This window comes from Cohnella sp. GCM10027633, from assembly GCF_042675445.1.
Taxonomy (GTDB): domain Bacteria; phylum Bacillota; class Bacilli; order Paenibacillales; family Paenibacillaceae; genus Cohnella.
The window spans coordinates 454,990-471,558 of the sequence record NZ_JBHTGV010000004.1 but is presented as its reverse complement, the minus strand read 5'-3'; the positions used below and the strand labels follow the sequence as shown (position 1 = coordinate 471,558).

Here is a 16,569-nt window from a genome sequence, read left to right as displayed (position 1 = left end):
TGTATGGATTAGACGACGCTCGCGCGGTCGGGGTTCGACGTCATCGTTAACCCATTTTACCCATCCTGCCTGTTCGGTAATAAGGAAGAGCCGCCCCGGAAGCGATTGCTCGCTTCGGAACGGCTCCGGTACGCCCTTCGGGCTTATTTCTTGCCGCGATCCATCTGACGCCTTGGATGATCGATCTTGCCCATCTGATCCGTATCGTTCGCCTTCGGAACGAGCCGAGGATCCGTCCGGCCGTCGTGATGGTTCTCGATGTTCAGCTCGGTCAGCTTCCATTCGGTATGTCCGAGCATCGTGTCCGAGGGGAAAATATCGCCGCGGTTTAGATGCTCTTCCGCTCCCCACTCGTTCTCGTACACGCCGTCTACTTCGACTTTCTCCCCGGTAAAAGGCTGCATCCGTTTATCTTCGCTCATCCGCTTGGCCCCCTACAATCCGTGTTTCTTCACTGCGGCGCGATCCGCCTCCGATTGCAGCTCGCGCGATTGCGCTATGCCTTGACCGGTCCGGTCGGCCTTCGATTGGGCGATGCTGGCCTCTAATTGCTTGCGGGACGGGTGTTCGCCCGACATGGCAGTGTCCTCCTTCGCGATCGATTCCTCGCTTAGGGTTCCACGGAACGAAGAGCGTTATGCCAAGCGCGAGTCCCGCGACTCACGTAAACCGCGCTTCCAGCTTGCGGCCGCCGATCCACATGAGCAACAGAACGGCCACGGCCATGACGATGCGCCAAGGGTTCTCGATCATCGCGTTAATATCGTGTCCGAGGAACGAGAGCATGAAGATCATGACCGCCTTGCCGAGCAGGACGGCCGTCAGGAACGTATGCAACGGGATTTTGGACAAGCCGGACGCGATATTGACGATGGCCGAAGGCGAGAACGGGAAGCACGCGAGCAGGAAGATCGGCGTGAACCCTTTGCGTTCCACGAACTCGAAGAACTTCTCCGCCTTGGGGAACCGGTTGCGAATGCGTTCGCCGTAACGGTAGCTTAGCTTGCGGGCGATCAGGAAGACGAGCAACGAACCGACCGACACGCCGATCCACGAATAGAGGAATCCGAGCCACATCCCGTAAGCCGAAGCGTTGGCGACGACGAAGACGACGAGCGGCAAGATCGGCAAGAACGCCTCCAGCAGCGGAAGCAGAATGCCGGGCAGCGGCCCGAGCGCCGAGTAGCGGTCGAGGAATGCGTTAATGTCGTCGAGGGTAATGCTTCTAGCGAAGGTCATCCATTCGTTCCAAGACAATAAGCTGGACATGAGGTCGGGCTCCAATCCGTCAGAAAATCAGCTGTTGCCGCCCGGCGGTCCGGACGAAGCGCCTTCGCCCCGGAACAGCCGGAAGGGGAAAAATACGTAGAACGCGCTAATGCACATGAACAAAATGCCGGTCAATCCGATGACGGAGGATTGGCTGAAGCCGATCGCGAGCACCCCGCCGATATACGGGCCGATCATGCCCCCGATGCCCTCCACCGTGGAGAATACGCCCCATCCGAGTCCTTGCTGTCCGGGGGGCACGTAAGCGGCGAGCAAGGCGTTCCATGCGGGCAGCACCGCCGCGTAGGACAGGCCGAGCACGAGCGCCCAGAACAACGCGAGCGCGATCGGCGGGCGTCCGGTCAAGGCGAGCATGATCGCGCCGAACAGCAGGAAGCCGACGATAAGGAACCACTTCTTCCCGAGCTTATCCGACAGCTTGCCCATCGGAATGAGCCCGAGCACGGTGCACCCGCCGCCGATCGTCAGCAGCATCGTATACTGGCTCGCCGTCATGCCGAGATCGTTCACGGCGAAGCTAGGCAGAATCGGCATTAGCATGCCCGCCGCGAGCGTCTGCAGCACCATGCCGGGAAGCAGCAGCTTCATCTCCCGCAGCCGGCGGCCGAGAATGGACAGTTGGCGCTTGAACGGCACGACTTCCAGATGCACGCTTCGCCCTCCCGCGATGAACAGGGACAGCGCCGACGCCGCCAGCGACACGCCGACCAACGTCCAGTACGCCACCGTACGATCGAAGTCGAGCAGCAAGTTCGATACGACCGGTCCGGCCCCGAGGCCGACGAACCAGATCGTATAGAGGAAGCCCATCTGCGTCGCCCGGTTGTCTTCCCGCACCTTCGTCAGGCAGACGATCCAGATCGGCGATACCCCGATGCCGATCAAGCCGGAAGCGACGATGAACAGCCACGGGACGTCCGCGTACCCGAGCGCCGCGATGCCCAGAAGCGTGCACAGCAAGCAAGCGCTCACGATCGCGCGAACCGACAGCCGGTCGAGCAGGTAGCCGATCGCGAGCTTCACGAGCGTATCGGTCAAGAACGACGCGGTGATCGCCGCTCCGATGACGTCCAGGGACAGTCCGAGCTCCTTCTCCCCGTATATCGGAAGGAAGCTGATCAGGGCGGCGCCGCGCACGAATTCCACGAGGAACAAGATCAAGATGTATAGCAGCATATCCGGTTGTACGAATGATTTCATCGGGCTCGATTTCATGCGTAGCGCTCCTTTGCGGAAGTTCAACTCCGTAGGCGCGGTACGGAAGCCTCTTCCATTATATGCAATTGGTCGGCAATATCCAAGGCAATGCGATCGGCCGCCCTCCCCTTCCGAAGCAAATCCAGCGCTTGGCGCATCGCGGCAAGCCGGCGAGGATCCTCGAGCAAGCGGCTGATCTCCCGGATGAGCTCGCCGGTCGAACGGCAGACGACCGCCGCTCCCCTGCGCTGCAGGTACCGGGCGTTGTTGCGTTCCTGACCCGGAACGGGACGGTACAGGAAGATCGGCAGACCGGCTTCGATCGCTTCGGACGTCGTCAATCCTCCGGGCTTCGTCACGATGCACGTCGCCAACCGCATCAGCACGTCGATCCGGTCGACGTAGCCGAGCACGGCAACGTTCGCCCGAGCGGCCATGCGGCGATGCAAATCGGCCCGGATGGCGCGGTTACGACCGCAGACGACGACCGTATGGACGTCCGGCCGTTCCGAAAGCTTCTCGCATAGTGTGCGCAAATCGGCCGCGTTTCCATAAGCGCCGCCCATGACGAGCACGGTAAGCTTGTCGTTTGGAATTCCGAATTGACGGGCGATCGCCGCTCGTTCGGGCATATCTTCCATGTCCGCGAACGAAGGGCGCAGCGGAATGCCCGTGGCCGCGATCCGGCGATCGTCGATGCCCAGACCGGCCAGTTGCAGGCGAAGATCGTCGGTCGCTACATAGTATTTATCCACTTGGGGGTGAACCCAACGCATATGAAGATCGAAATCGGTGACGACGTTGAACATGGGAACGCGTCTTCCGACGCGGCTGTAGATCGCGGGGAGGGCGAGCGAAGGGAACGTGTGGATGACGGCGTCCGGCTGCTCGCGCAAGACGAGCTTCCGTAGCGCCGTCTTGCCGAACGAGTGGAGCCAGTGGGCGAAGGAGGAGTCGGACTTCATGTGCTTGGTCGATTCGTATACCCAGCCGTAGACGCGAGGGAACAACGTGTAGCTCTGCCGGTAGACGAACTTGCTGACCTCGTTCAGGAGCGGATGGGACTGGGCGAGCAGGTCGACCGTCTGCGCGTCGGCAAGGCCAAGGCGCGTGAAGCTGTCCCGCAGAGCGGCGGCGGCTTGCAGGTGACCGTCGCCGAACCGGGCGTACACGATGAGCAGCTTCATCCGTCTGTTCATAATCGCAGCACCTCTTCGCACGTAACGTGCCCGTTAATACGATCAGTGTAACGGGTAATTGTTAATGGCGAATTAAGGGCTCGCGGATTCGGAACGAGCGGCGCGCACTCCGTCAGATGAGCAAGTTGAACAACAGCGGATCTTTGTTCAGCTCGACGAACTGGAAGCCTTTGCGGTTCATCCGTTCGACGAGAGGATCGTAATCTTCCCGGCTCTTCAACTCGATGCCGACGAGCGCGGGACCGTTCTCCTTGTTATGCTTCTTCGTGTATTCGAATTGGACGATATCGTCGTTCGGTCCGAGCACGTCGTCGAGAAATTCGCGCAGCGCGCCCGCCCGTTGCGGGAAGTTGATCATGAAGTAGTGCTTCAATCCTTCGTAGATCAGAGAACGTTCCTTGATCTCCTGCATTCGGTCGATGTCGTTGTTGCCGCCGCTGATGACGCACACGACGTTCTTGCCCCGGATCGTCTCGGGATCAAGCGCGGAGAGCGCCGCGACGGTAAGCGCGCCGGCCGGCTCCGCCACGATCGCGTGCTCATTATACAGCTCGAGAATCGTCGTGCACGCGCGGCCTTCCGGCACGATCACGATATCGTCGAGCAGCTCGCGGCATAGCTCGAACGTCAGGTCGCCGACCCGCTTGACCGCGGCGCCGTCCACGAACTTGTCGATCTCGGTCAACGTCAGCACGCCGCCGTTGTCGAGCGCCTTGCGCATCGAAGGCGCGCCTTCCGGCTCGACTCCCACGATGCGGGTGTCCGGGCTGATCGCCTTAACGTAGGAGGAGACGCCCGCGGCCAGTCCTCCGCCGCCGATCGTCAACAGCATAACGTCGATCGGATGGACGCCGCCTTCGACGATTTCCTTGCCGACGGTCGCGTTGCCCGCGACGATGCGCGGATCGTCGAAGGGGTGGACGAACGGCATGTTCTGTTCCTTGCTTACGCGGATCGCTTCCGCATAGGCATCGTCGAACGTGTCGCCGGTCAGCCGGACGTCGACCTGGTCGCCGCCGAACAGCTTCACTTGGTTGATCTTCTGCCTCGGCGTCGTCGCCGGCATGTAGATGATTCCCTTGATGCCGAGCTTCTGGCACGAGTAGGCCACGCCTTGCGCATGGTTGCCCGCGCTCGCGCAGACGACGCCCCGGGAGCGCTCCTCCTCGGATAGCGAAGCCATCAGGTTGTACGCGCCGCGAATCTTGAACGAGCGAACGATCTGCAGGTCCTCGCGTTTCAGATAGACGTTGCAGCCGAATTTGGCGGACAACGCGCGGTTGTGCTGCAGCGGAGTCGGCGCGATCACTTCCTGAAGCACGCGGTGCGCGCTTAGCATATCGGCTAACGGTACGGCGAATTTCGATTCTTGCCGGGCCATGGGGATCATCCTTTCTTTTGCCGGCGATTGCCGCTATAGTGGATTGGAATCGGTATAAAAGGGTACAAAAAAACCGCCCCTTAAAAAGGGACGGATTCAGCTCCGCGGTACCACCCTCGTTCCGAAAGTTTCATGCGAAATGAAACAAACGGCGCTCGATCGTCGTATCGTTGGTATACGACTTGCTCCCGTAACGGGGGACGACCGTTCGCGCCTACTCCGCTCGGCGGACTCGGGGCGAATTCTCGGGGAGGATATCGTTCCGTGCTTCGGCCGCCGGCTCTCAGCGCTTCTCCGGCTCTCTGTTCGGCCTTCGCTTGCGGAAGACGCGTTCCCGTCTAGGAATGTAACTCCTGTTATACGCCTCCGGCGCGCGCTTGTCAATCGTCAGTTCAATCTGGGAAGGAGTGGCGGATACGTTGCGGAAATTCATCATCGGACTGTTCGTATTCATCATCGTCGCGGTCATCGCCGCCGTCGCGGGACTGTATTATATTAAGCCGAGCCAGGCGCTCGATCTGACTTACGGGAAGGTGCCGATCCGGGAGCGCGCGCTCGACATGGCGAAGCGGATGTCGCTCGACATGATCGTGACCGAGTCGGACGTGAACGATATTCTGAAGGGCGAGCTGGCGGAAGATCCCCACGTGCAGCCCGACGTCGAGGTGAAGGGCGCGAAGTTCGCGCTGATCGGGGAGCTGCTGATCGCCGACTTGAACGTGCTATGGAAGGATCTCGTGCCGTCCTCGCTGCGCATCGTCTACCGTCTGAAGTGGGAGGCTCCGAACATCGTCGCGACGGTCGAGGAGGCGAAGATCAAGTCGATCTCGCTGCCGAAGTCTTCGGTGTCCGGCTTCGTCATTCCGCTCGGCGACGAGCTGCCGAAGCCGCTCAAGATCGAGAAGATCGATTGGGGCGTCGGGGAGATCAAGGTGAAGCTGAAGAAGCCTTCGCTGGCGGATTTGAGGGAGCTGCTGTAGGGCGGGATCGGTTAAGCGGCATGTTAAAATTCCGCTAAAGTGCATTGTGAGAATTTCCTCGCGCATGTAAAATATGGATGTTCTAATAGAGAACAACCAAACATAGATTCGGAGGATTCTGATCGTGAAAAAGGCACTTATCTTCATTATCGCGGCGGTACTGACGTTCGCCGCGGCCGGAACGGCTTCCGCGGCCGGCGGAAACGTTCAGCCGGTGCACGTCTCGATCGACGGAAAGTCGGTTTCATTCGAATCGGCGCCGTCGCTCGTCGGCAACAAGATGTACATAGACATGGAACAATTGCTAGAGACGCTAGGCTTCTCGTTCGAGATCGAGGAGGCGACGGGAATCGTGTACGCGTCCTCGGAGGATCGCGAGATTCAAATGTCCGCGGCCGGCGATATCGCCATCGTGAACGGTTTGACGGCGGAAAGCACCGGCGAGCTGATCGAGCAAGACGGACGGACGTTGATCGGATTAAGGTTCATCGCCACGCTCGCGGGATACAGCGTCGGATGGGACAAGCCGACGCGTACGGCGTTGCTGGCGAGCGAGCTTCCGACGGCGGAAGAGAGAAGCGACTTGTTAGGCGTATTCGATCGCCTGCTGCTGCTCGAAGCTGCGGGAGACGCGACGGGACTGGCGGCGCTGTTCGCCAAGGATACGCCGGTCGACGTGAAGGCGCAGCAGGACGAGTGGACGAAGCTGAAGACGAAGACGACGATCCACAAGAAGATGGTCGAATCGTATTCGGCGGACGAAGCGGTCGTGTTCGTCTACGACGAGACGACGAAGGTGAGCGGGAAGTTCTTCCCGGAGAATAAAGCGAAGATTAGATATACGCTGCGCAAGGCGGAAGACGGCAACTGGAAGCTGTACGACGTCGAGCCGGTCGAGATGGTCGTGACGAACGTGCCGGGCTTGTTCGAGCAAGCGGTCGAGACGATTCCGGAAGCGGACAAGACGGCGATCGGCAAGTTGCTGGAGGATCAAGCGAAAGCGAACAACGCGGAGAGCATCGATGCTTACATGGCGACGATGGCGCCTTCGCCGTTGAACGAGGAGACGCGTCAAGGATTGGAGCAAATGTTCGCGGCGGCGAACTCGGTCGTCGCGGTGGATCGTTGGGCGATCGTCGAATACGACGGCGCGGGCAAGGCAACGTTGCTGTCGACGATGACGGCGGACGTGGAGGCAAGCGGTCAGAAGGTAAAGGTTCGCACGACGCTGACGAGCGCCGTCGAGAAGGTCGACGGCAAATGGCTGTTCAGCGCGGAGCCGTCGTTGACGTTGGTTCAGGAGCAATTATAACGCAGCGGAAAAAGCCGCTTTCCGGGAGATGCCAGGCGATCTCCTTGGAAAGAGGCTTTTTTTTTCTAGTTGAGGTCATCTCCGCCGATTGCGGCGCTTCGCGGCGAGCGTGAAGACAGCCAGCGCGAGTATCGCGACCGCGGAGAACCAGGCGATCGACTGCGGGGGTCGGTCGTGCAGGCGGGTGCCCTCCGTTCCGAACGTCTCGTCCTGCTCTTGCGGATTCCAAGCGTCGGACAAGAGCTTGGAGTTGCCGCATAGGTTCGCCGTCCATCGTCCGCCGATCACGTTCGCGAACATCAAGTAATGCTTGCCCTTCTCCACTCCCAACCACATGTTGCCGACGAGAATGCCATCCCGGATGTCTTCCGCGTTCCCTTTCCATATTCGCTCGACGCGATAACGAACCGGATCCACCCCGTCATTCGAGCTCAGGGCCGTACCCGAGAACACGATCGAGCTGTACTTGAATTCATCGTATTCGGATCCTGCTCGCGCGCAAGAGAGCGCCGAAGCGGGTTGGTTCCAAGAGAGTCCTATGACGATGAACAGAACGAACGAAAGGACGATCAACTTCGGTGTCATGGGTATTTCCTCCCTCTGGATTCTATTCTATTAACCTATTGTAAAATATGGTAGGGTTAATAGGGAGTAACCAAACGGACGAATGGGGGATTTAGTCGTGAGAAAAGCAATGTCAGTCGTTATCGCGGCCGTATTGATGTTCGCGGCGGCGGGAACGGCGTCGGCGGCGAGTGCCAAGCCGCAGCAACCGGTCAACGTCGTTATCGACGGGAAGGCGATCTCGTTCGGCAAGGCGCCGACGATCGTCAACAACAAGACGTACATCGACGCGGAAGAGTTGCTGAAGACGCTCGGTTACGCGGTGGAGATCGAAGCGGACGAACCTGTCTACGTGTACGCGACATCCGAGGATCGCGAGATTCAGTTGTCCACGTTAGGCAACGGAACATTCGTGAACGGGGCGCCGGTGAACGCCGCGGGCGAATTGTTGCAGCAAGACGGACGATTGCTGCTCGGGTTGCGGTTCATCGCGTCCTTGTCGGGATATAGCGTCGGGTGGGATAAGCCGACGCGGACAGCTACGCTGACTTACGAAGGGCCGAGCGAGGCGGAGCGCGCCGCTCTGTACGCTCCTTTCAACAAGCTTCAGCTGCTGGAAGCCGCCGGGGACACGACCGGGCTTGCGGCTCTGTTCGCGCCGGACGCGCAGGTCGACGTGAAGGCGCTGCAGGACGAATGGAAGAAGACGAAGACGCGTACGACGTTCCATAAGAAGATGGTCGAGTACTACTCGGACGAAGAAGCGGTTGTTAGAGTCTACGACGAGACGGTGAAGCTGAGCGGCGCTTTCTTCCCGGACAATACGACGGTAACTCGCTATACGTTCGAGAAGTCCGCGGACGGCAGCTGGCTCATCTACGCGATCGAGGCGCTCTCGGCGGAGGTCAAGAGCGTATCCGGATTGTTCGATCAAGCGGTCGAGATTCCGGACACCGAGAAGAATGCAATCGTCGCTACGCTTGGCAACCAAGTGAAGGCCAACAACGATGAGGACGTAGACGCGTTCCTGGCGACGTTGATCGCGTCTCCTCTGCTCGAGCAAGTGAAGCAAGAGCTGGATCGGATGTACGCGGTCATCGACTCCAAGGCGGCGGTCGAACGCTCGGCGATCGTCGGCTACGACGGCTCCGATCAGGCGACGTTGCTTGCGACGATCTTGACGGACGTGACGGTTAGCGGACAGCAGACGAAGATGCGGGTCACTTTGACGAACGAAGCTCGGAAAATCGACGGAAAATGGCTGCTCGCGCCGGAGACGATGACGCTGCATAGCGAGCAATTGTAATCGGATGATGATCATAAAGGCTGCTTCCTCCGCAAAGATCGCCATTGGCGATCGTGCGGGAAGCAGCCTTTGTTGCGTAAGGAGTCGGGGTGATTCGGGAAGTAAGCGTTATGACGAATTTTTGAGTTCTTCGATCAGCAGCGGCACGATCTCGAACAAGTCGCCGACGATGCCGTAGTCGGCGACGGTGAAGATCGGCGCTTCGGGGTCCTTGTTGATGGCGACGATGACACGCGAGCGGCTCATGCCGGCCAGATGCTGCACCGCGCCGCTAATGCCGCAGGCGACGTACAGGTCCGGCGTCACCGTCTTGCCGGTCTGGCCGATCTGAAGCGCGTAGTCGCAGTAGCCGGCGTCGCAGGCGCCTCGGGACGCGCCGACGGCGCCGCCGAGCAAGCCGGCCAGCTCTTGCAGCGGGGCGAAGCCGGCTGCGCTCTTGACGCCGCGGCCGCCGGCGACGATGACGCGGGCCTCCGTCAAGTCGACGGCGGCCGTGGCCCGCCGCGCGACGTCGAGCACGCGAACGAGCGTCGGCGGCGGGTCGAAGGGCGCGCCGCGGATCGGCGCGGCAGGTCCGTCGCCTTCGGCGGCGGGCGGGAAGTTGTTCGGGCGCACCGTGACGACCCAAGGGGCGCCCGGCAGCAAAGCACGCTGCTCCAGCGCTTTGCCCGCGTGCAGCGCGCGCGTGAACCGCACGCGTCCGTCGTCGCCGATGGCGGCGGCGATCGCGTCCGAGATCATGCCTGCCCCGAGGCGGGCGGCGAGCCGCGGGGCAAGGTCGCGCCCGATCGCGGTGTGGCCGAGCCACCACGCGTCGGGCGGTTGAGTTAGCGCCGCCGCTGCGGCTTGCAGGGCGGCGGCGTAGGTGTCGGGCGCGTAGCGGGAGAGGACGGGGTGATCGATCACGATCACCTCGTCCGGGCCGCGCCGCGCCAGCGGGGTTGCCTCGGCGGCGTCGGTCGCGCCGCCGGCCAGCAGCAGGACGGCGAGGGCGTCGCCGTCCGACATGCACTGCCGCGCTGCGGCGATCGCTTCCAGCGAGACTCGCCGCAGCTTCCCGTCGCGGCATTCCGCGACGACCACGTGCTGTTTCATCGGTTGCTCACCTCCGTTGAATAAGTGGAATGCGCCGACGTTGGGGTCAACTTCGACCTCTCTTCAACCTCTTAATCTACGAACTCCAATGCATGCGCGAAAGTATTTGCCGCTGTAACGGTACGAGGCACCGCTACAGCCTGCTACCACGCGATTTCGCCGCTGTAACGGTATGAGGCACCGCTACAGCCTGCAACCACGTGACTTCGCTGCTGTAACGGTACGTTGTAACGCTACAGCCTGCAACCACGTGACTTCGCTGCTGTAACGGTACGTTGTAACGCAGCAGCCCGCAACCACGCGACTTCGCCGCTGTAACGGTACGAGGTGCCGCAGCAGCGCGCAACCGTGCGACTTCGCCGCTGTAAAGGTATGAGGCGCCGCTGCAACGAGCAACCGTGCGACTTCAACGTTGTAACTGCACGAGGCGCCGCAGCAGCGAGCAATCTTGCGACTTCGCCGCTGTAACGGTACGTGGTACCGCAGCAGCGAGCAATCTTGCGACTTCGCCGCTGTAACGGTACGTGGTACCGCTGCAGCCGCGCGACTTCGCCACTCTAACGTTACGTGGTGCCGCTGCAGCCCGCAAATATGCGACTCCGCCGCTGTAACGGTACGAGGTACCGTTGCAGCTCACATGCGCGAGAATTCGCCGCTCTAACGGTATGAGGCGCCGCTGCAGCCCGCAAAACATGCGACTCCGCCGCTGTAACGGTACGAGGTACCGCTGCAGCGTCACCACCACGCCTATCTACGCGCCTATCCACGCGCAGAACCCCGCCTCACCCGCGTTCCAACACATTCGCCTCACCCGCGCTCCAGCACCTTCGCTTCGCCCCGCAGCAGCTCGAGCAACTCCGCCGCCTGCTCCCGCGGCGAGCCGGCCAGCTTCCGGCCCGCCGGCCGAGCGGGCGGCGCCTCGCACGCGAGCCGCTCGGAGCGCGCCGCCGCGGCGCCGCCGAGCGCATCCGGCGCCAGCTCCGCCAGCGGCTTCCGCTTCGCCTTCATAATGCCCGCGAGAGCCGGGTACCTCGGCTCGTTCAACCCTTGCTGCGCCGTCAGCACCGCCGGCAGCGGCACCTCCCACCGCTCGCTGTCCCCTTCCGCGTCCCGCGTCACGCGCGCGACGCCGCCGTCGATCTCGCAGGCGGTAATCGCGCCCGCGTGAGGCCAGCCCAGCAATTCCGCCACGCGGATGGCGACTTGGCCGGCCCCGTTATCGACGGACAGATGCCCGGCGAACGCGAGATCGCAGGAGCGCTGCCGAAGCGCGCTCGCGATCAACGCCGAAGCCGCGTATTCGTCGAGCCCGTCCGTCTCGGCGCGAATCCAGACGGCTTCGTCGGCTCCCATCGCGAGCGCCGTCCGGAGCGCTTCCGGCGCGGCGTCTCCGCCGAGCGACAGCGCCGTGACCGTCGCTCCTTGCGCTTCCTTGATCCGGAGCGCTTCCTCGAGCGCGTATTCATCGTACGGATTGATCGTTCGTTTCGTCGACCGGTCGTCGACGCTGCCGTTAACGACCCGGATCGGTTCATCCGTCGCGATGACGGATTTAAGCAGCACGATGATATCCATCCCGTTCACCTTCTCTCTCGTTCTCCCCGGCGCGCGCATAGCGGAAAGTGCCGTTGCGCGGGCTTTCGGGAGGCCTAACGTGTCCTTTTTTGCCGATTCGGGCATATGGGTAGGCGGCCGGCGAATAAATTTACGAGTAACGGACGATGTCGACTTTTACTAATGCTTATGACGGAACCGCCCGGTTCAGAAGACGCGCGGCTTCGCGGCAGCGAGGTGAAGGACATGATTAACGGGTGGATATTCCTGGCGGCGACGGGGCTTGGCGTTGGTCTGTTCGCATGGATCGCGGCCGGCCGCGCGCGGTTGATTATGGCCGGCAAGCCGGACGGGCGGATGAAGCTGACCTGGAAGCGCGCGACGGAGGCAGGCGGTCAAGTATTCGGTCATCGGCGGCTGCTGCAGGATCGCCGCAGCGGCGTCATGCACCTCGTGTTGTTCTATGGGTTCATCGCGTTGCAGCTAGGCGCGTTGGACATTATCGCGAAAGGCTTGAGCGGCCGTTCGCTTCCTTTCTTGGAGGGCGAATGGTTCGGATTCGTGCAAGAAACGACGGTGCTGCTCGTCGTCGCGGCGGTCGCATATGCGGCATACCGCCGGTACGCGAGCCGCTTGGCGAGACTCCCCAAAGGCTGGAAGCCCGCGCTCGTCCTGTTCTGGATTACGGCGTTGATGATTTCGGTAGCGCTTACGCTCGCGTTCGACCGGCTGCGGGACGGACGGGAAGCATCGGCGAGCGCGCCGTTGACGTCTCCGCTGGCGGCCGCGTTGGACGCTTTGTCCGATGCCGCCCGATATCCGCAGTACGGGTACGAAGCGGCGTGGTGGGCGCATCTGGCGCTGTTGCTCGGATTTCTCGTCTACGTGCCGTTGTCGAAGCATTTTCACCTCATGACCGCTCCGGTGAATTGGCTGTTCCGGCCTCAGGGTCCGCCGACTATGACGCCGCTCGATCTCGAGGACGAGAGCGCAGAGAAGTTCGGCATGAACGAGCTGTCGGACTTGACGCGCGCGACGCGGCTGGACCTGTTCGCCTGCGTGGAATGCGGGCGATGCACGGACGTCTGTCCGGCGTCGAACACGGACAAAGGACTGTCTCCGATGCACCTGATGACGAAGCTGAGGGATTCGCTGCTCGACAAGGGCAAGGCGTTCGCCCCGGCGACGGTAGCCCCCGCCCCTGCCGCAGTCGCCGGGGCCGGCATGGACATCCGTCCGACGATGGCGTGGCAATCGGCGGGATGGATGGCACGGGACGAAACCGCAGCAGCCCCCTCCTTGATCGGCGACGTCATTACGGAACAGGAGCTGTGGTCGTGCACGACGTGCCGCGCCTGCGAGGAGCGTTGCCCGGTCGGCAACCGGCAATTGACGCCGCTGATCGAGATGCGCAGGTATCTCGTGCTGACGGAAGGGCGGATGCCGCCGGAGGCGAAGCGCACGCTGCAGAACATCGATCGCCAGAGCAATCCGTGGGGGTTCCCGCGACAGGAGCGAGCGGCTTGGATGGACGCTTTCGCGGCGCGCGAAGGGTGGCGCATACCGACGATCCGGGATAACCCGAAGGCGGAATGGTTCTGGTGGGTCGGCAGCATGGGGGCGTACGACCTGAGGGCAAGAGCGGTGACGTACGCGTTCGCGAAGCTGCTCAGGGAAGCCGGCGTCTCGTTCGCCGTTCTCGGGACGGAGGAGCGCAATTCGGGCGATACGCCGAGAAGGCTCGGCGACGAGTACTTGTTCCAGGAGCTGTGCAGAAGCAACGTGGAGACGTTCGGGCGGTACGGCGTGAAGCGGATCGTCACGACGTGCCCGCATACGTACCATCTTTTTCGCAACGAGTATCGGGACTTCGGGTTCGAAGGGGAGGTGAAGCACCATACGGAGATGCTCGCGGAGTTGCTTGCTTCCGGGAAGCTTGTACCGCGCAGGCCGGTCGTCCGGACGACGACGTTGCACGATTCGTGCTACTTGGCGCGGTACAACGGCATAACCGAGGCGCCTCGGGCGATATTGGCGGCCATACCGGGCCTCGCGTTGAAGGAGATGGAGCGATCGGGCAAGCAAGGGCTGTGCTGCGGCGCGGGCGGCGGAAGGATGTGGATCGAAGAGCCGGGACGCCGGGTGAACGAGGTGCGAACGGCGCAAGCGCTCGCGACGGGGGCGGAGCTGATCGGCTCCTCGTGCCCGTATTGCTTGACGATGATGGAGGAAGGGCTTCGGAAGCACGGCGCGGAGGAACGGACCGGGGCGATGGACGTCGCGGAGCTGCTGGCGATGTCCGTGCTGGAGCCGTAAGAACGGAAGGAGGGATGCGGCGTGTGGAACGTACGAAAAGCGGCGGTCATCGGAGCGGGCGTCATGGGATCGGCGATCGCCGCCCATCTGGCGAACGCGGGCATACGCTGCCTGCTGCTCGACCTGGAAGGATTGGCGGCAAGAGGGATAGCGCGGCTGAAGGAGACGAAGCCTTCGCCGCTCTACGACCCTGCTCTCGCGTCGCGGCTTACGGCCGGCGAGCTGGACCTTGATATCGCCGCGCTCTCGGATTGCGATTGGATCATCGAGGCGGTATCGGAGCGGTTGGACGTGAAGCATGCGGTATGGGAGCGGATCGCTTCGGCATGGAAACCCGGCATCGTCGTCAGCACGAATACGTCGGGCTTGTCGATCGAGGCGATCGTATCCGGTTGCGGCGAGGAGATGCGGAAACACGCGGTCGTTACCCATTTTTTTAATCCGCCGCGGTATATGAAGCTCGTCGAGATCGTGCCTTGTCGCGACTCGGATCCGACTCTGGTCAAGGAGGTGGCGAATTTCTGCCGGAACCGGCTGGGCAAGGGGGTCGTAATCGCCAAAGACACGCCCAACTTCATCGCGAACCGGATCGGCACGTACGCGATGCTCGCCACGCTGCGGGCGATGGAGAAGCACGGACTGACCGTCGAGGAGGTCGATGCGGTTACCGGACCGCTCATGGGGCGGCCGAAGAGCGCGACGTTCCGCACGCTCGATCTCGTCGGGCTCGACACCTTCCTGCACGTGTGCCGCAACGTCCGGGAGAACGCGGAAGACGCGGTCGAAGCGGCGGCGTTCGCCGCGCCACCGATCGTGGAGGCGCTCGTCGCGCAAGGGAGCTTGGGGGAGAAGAGCGGCAGCGGATTTTACCGGAAAAGCAAGGAGGCGGTTGGAGACCGGATTCAGGCGTTGGACGTCATGTCGATGAGCTATGTGCCGCGCGCGGGGGTGAGCTCGCCCGCGCTCGAGGCCGCAGGCATGGCGAAAGGGACGACGGGCAAGCTGCGGGCGTTGCTGCAGGCGGCGGACGCCGGGGAAGACCGGCTGGCGGCGTTCGCGCGTGACGTGCTGGAAGATTCTTTGATCTACGCGGCGGAGAAGCTCGGAGAGATCGCGGATACGCCGAGCGAGATCGATCGGGCGATGCGGTGGGGGTTCAATTGGGAGCAGGGACCGTTCGAGACGTGGGACGCGCTGGGGCTCGAGACGTTGGCGGCTTCGCTGGAGGAACGGGGCAAGCCGGTGCCCGTGGTCGTCGCGTCGTTGCTCGACAAAGGAGAAAAGTCGTTCTATGCGGCTCGGGACGGAGCTTTGTTCCAATATGCGAAAGGAGTCTATCGGGAGGTCGAACAAGAGCCTGACGACATATCGCTCAGGCGGTTGAAGGAAGGCGGCAAGGTCGTGTTCGCGGGAGACGGGGCCAGCCTGATCGACTTGGGCGACGAGGTGGCGTGCCTGGAGTTCCATTCCCGGAGCAACGCGATCGGTCCGGGCGTGCTCGCGGCCATTCGCCGCGCGGCGGGGGAGACGGAGCGGAATTGGCGGGGGCTCGTCATCGCCAACGAGGGCCGTAACTTCTGCGTGGGCGCGAACCTGATGCTGCTGTTAATGGAAGCGGAGAACGAGGAATGGGACGACATCGATCTGATCATTCGGGATTTTCAGGATAGCATGCGGGGGTTGCGGACGATGGCGCGGCCGGTCGTCGCGGCGCCGCACCGGATGACGCTGGGGGGAGGAGTAGAAGCTTGCTTGCCCGCGGACCGGATCGTCTTCTCCGCGGAGACGTACTTCGGGCTCGTGGAGACGGGCGTCGGACTCGTGCCGGCGGGAGGAGGCTGCTTGGCGGCGGCCGCGCTCGCTGCGGATCGCGCGGAGGAGGCGGGACTGGACGACGTTCGCTCGCCTTTGACGGCGTTATTCGAGTCGATCGCGATGGCGAAGGTCTCGGACAGCGCGCACGGCGCGAAGCGTCTCGGCTATTGGCGGCCGGGAGATAAGGCGGTGCTGCGCGAGGAGTCGCGGATCGCGGAGGCGAAGCGGACGGTGTTGGAGCTGGATCGGCTCGGCTACGCGGCGCCGGAGGCGAACCGCAACGTGGTCGTCGGCGGGCGGGACGCGGCGGCGGTCATGAAGCTGGGCGTGCAATCGATGCGCAGGGGAGGGTATATCACCGACCATGACGCGAAGATCGCCGGCAAGCTGGCGCATGCGCTGAGCGGCGGCGACGTGCCGGCGGGGACGGCCGTTCCGGAGCAGCGGCTGCTCGATCTGGAGCGGGAAGCGTTCCTTAGCTTATGCGGGGAGAAGCTGACGCAGGATCGGATGCGGCATATGTTGGCGACGGGGAAGCCGTTGCGGAACTAGGCGGCGGA

At 62.5% G+C, this 16,569-nt stretch carries 14 protein-coding genes; 5 read left to right on the top strand and 9 right to left on the bottom strand.

Annotation, left to right across the window (positions count from 1 at the left end):
- Positions 1-143: 143 nt before the first annotated feature.
- The 6 genes from ACFQZG_RS13430 to ilvA form a co-directional block, all read right to left on the bottom strand.
- Positions 144-422 carry a transposase gene (locus ACFQZG_RS13430; protein WP_378153260.1) on the bottom strand — a complete coding sequence of 93 codons (279 nt, stop codon included), beginning with the start codon at positions 420-422 and terminating at the stop codon, positions 144-146.
- 12 nt (positions 423-434) lie between these two features.
- A complete protein-coding gene (locus ACFQZG_RS13425; RefSeq protein ID WP_378153259.1) occupies positions 435-578 on the bottom strand; it encodes a hypothetical protein in 144 nt (47 codons plus the stop codon).
- 82 nt (positions 579-660) lie between these two features.
- Positions 661-1,269 (bottom strand): TVP38/TMEM64 family protein, encoded by a 609-nt coding sequence (locus tag ACFQZG_RS13420; RefSeq protein WP_378153257.1) that lies wholly within the window; start codon positions 1,267-1,269, stop codon positions 661-663.
- A gap of 27 nt (positions 1,270-1,296) precedes the next feature.
- Entirely contained in the window at positions 1,297-2,505 is a 1,209-nt protein-coding gene (locus ACFQZG_RS13415; RefSeq protein WP_378153255.1) for an MFS transporter, read from the bottom strand.
- Positions 2,506-2,528: 23 nt separating this feature from the next.
- Positions 2,529-3,686: an MGDG synthase family glycosyltransferase gene (locus ACFQZG_RS13410; protein ID WP_378153253.1), complete on the bottom strand. Its 1,158-nt coding sequence runs from the start codon at positions 3,684-3,686 to the stop codon at positions 2,529-2,531.
- Positions 3,687-3,798: 112 nt separating this feature from the next.
- Positions 3,799-5,067: a threonine ammonia-lyase IlvA gene (ilvA, locus tag ACFQZG_RS13405; RefSeq protein ID WP_378153251.1), complete on the bottom strand. Its 1,269-nt coding sequence runs from the start codon at positions 5,065-5,067 to the stop codon at positions 3,799-3,801.
- A 419-nt stretch (positions 5,068-5,486) separates the two neighbouring features.
- Here ilvA and ACFQZG_RS13400 point away from each other — a divergent pair, with 419 nt between their 5' ends.
- Together ACFQZG_RS13400 and ACFQZG_RS13395 are read left to right on the top strand one after the other, a co-directional pair.
- The gene (locus tag ACFQZG_RS13400) at positions 5,487-6,047 is read left to right on the top strand and encodes a hypothetical protein (protein WP_378153249.1); all 561 of its coding nucleotides are present in this window, start codon (positions 5,487-5,489) and stop codon (positions 6,045-6,047) included.
- A gap of 124 nt (positions 6,048-6,171) precedes the next feature.
- On the top strand, positions 6,172-7,359 hold the full coding sequence (locus ACFQZG_RS13395) for a stalk domain-containing protein (protein ID WP_378153247.1): 1,188 nt from the start codon (positions 6,172-6,174) through the stop codon (positions 7,357-7,359).
- Between the two features lie 75 nt (positions 7,360-7,434).
- Here the strand turns inward: ACFQZG_RS13395 and ACFQZG_RS13390 are convergent, their stop codons facing one another.
- Complete coding sequence (locus ACFQZG_RS13390; RefSeq protein WP_378153244.1) at positions 7,435-7,944, bottom strand: hypothetical protein; 510 nt, start codon at positions 7,942-7,944, stop codon at positions 7,435-7,437.
- A 97-nt stretch (positions 7,945-8,041) separates the two neighbouring features.
- On the opposite strand from ACFQZG_RS13390, the gene ACFQZG_RS13385 reads away from it, so the two are divergent.
- Positions 8,042-9,229, top strand: coding sequence for a stalk domain-containing protein (locus ACFQZG_RS13385; RefSeq protein WP_378153242.1), 1,188 nt, complete (start codon positions 8,042-8,044; stop codon positions 9,227-9,229).
- Between the two features lie 108 nt (positions 9,230-9,337).
- Here the strand turns inward: ACFQZG_RS13385 and ACFQZG_RS13380 are convergent, their stop codons facing one another.
- Together ACFQZG_RS13380 and ACFQZG_RS13375 are read right to left on the bottom strand one after the other, a co-directional pair.
- Positions 9,338-10,324: an electron transfer flavoprotein subunit alpha/FixB family protein gene (locus tag ACFQZG_RS13380; RefSeq protein ID WP_378153240.1), complete on the bottom strand. Its 987-nt coding sequence runs from the start codon at positions 10,322-10,324 to the stop codon at positions 9,338-9,340.
- An 807-nt stretch (positions 10,325-11,131) separates the two neighbouring features.
- Positions 11,132-11,899 carry an electron transfer flavoprotein subunit beta/FixA family protein gene (locus ACFQZG_RS13375; protein WP_378153342.1) on the bottom strand — a complete coding sequence of 256 codons (768 nt, stop codon included), beginning with the start codon at positions 11,897-11,899 and terminating at the stop codon, positions 11,132-11,134.
- Between the two features lie 225 nt (positions 11,900-12,124).
- Between ACFQZG_RS13375 and ACFQZG_RS13370 the strand changes: the two genes are divergently transcribed.
- Together ACFQZG_RS13370 and ACFQZG_RS13365 are read left to right on the top strand one after the other, a co-directional pair.
- Positions 12,125-14,194, top strand: a complete 2,070-nt coding sequence (locus ACFQZG_RS13370; protein ID WP_378153238.1) for a (Fe-S)-binding protein — start codon at positions 12,125-12,127, stop codon at positions 14,192-14,194.
- A 21-nt stretch (positions 14,195-14,215) separates the two neighbouring features.
- Positions 14,216-16,561, top strand: a complete 2,346-nt coding sequence (locus ACFQZG_RS13365) for a 3-hydroxyacyl-CoA dehydrogenase/enoyl-CoA hydratase family protein (protein WP_378153236.1) — start codon at positions 14,216-14,218, stop codon at positions 16,559-16,561.
- Positions 16,562-16,569 lie beyond the last annotated feature (8 nt).

Excerpts from the sequence above, each read along its gene's own strand:
- ACFQZG_RS13380 (WP_378153240.1), bottom strand. The coding sequence starts at position 10,324 with ATGAAACAGCACGTGGTCGTCGCGGAATGCCGCGACGGGAAGCTGCGG.
- ACFQZG_RS13430 (WP_378153260.1), bottom strand. The coding sequence starts at position 422 with ATGAGCGAAGATAAACGGATGCAGCCTTTTACCGGGGAGAAAGTCGAA.
- ACFQZG_RS13375 (WP_378153342.1), bottom strand. The coding sequence starts at position 11,899 with ATGGATATCATCGTGCTGCTTAAATCCGTCATCGCGACGGATGAACCG.
- ACFQZG_RS13415 (WP_378153255.1), bottom strand. The coding sequence starts at position 2,505 with ATGAAATCGAGCCCGATGAAATCATTCGTACAACCGGATATGCTGCTA.
- ACFQZG_RS13370 (WP_378153238.1), top strand. The coding sequence starts at position 12,125 with ATGATTAACGGGTGGATATTCCTGGCGGCGACGGGGCTTGGCGTTGGT.
- ACFQZG_RS13410 (WP_378153253.1), bottom strand. The coding sequence starts at position 3,686 with ATGAACAGACGGATGAAGCTGCTCATCGTGTACGCCCGGTTCGGCGAC.
- ACFQZG_RS13420 (WP_378153257.1), bottom strand. The coding sequence starts at position 1,269 with ATGTCCAGCTTATTGTCTTGGAACGAATGGATGACCTTCGCTAGAAGC.
- ACFQZG_RS13390 (WP_378153244.1), bottom strand. The coding sequence starts at position 7,944 with ATGACACCGAAGTTGATCGTCCTTTCGTTCGTTCTGTTCATCGTCATA.
- ACFQZG_RS13425 (WP_378153259.1), bottom strand. The coding sequence starts at position 578 with ATGTCGGGCGAACACCCGTCCCGCAAGCAATTAGAGGCCAGCATCGCC.
- ilvA (WP_378153251.1), bottom strand. The coding sequence starts at position 5,067 with ATGGCCCGGCAAGAATCGAAATTCGCCGTACCGTTAGCCGATATGCTA.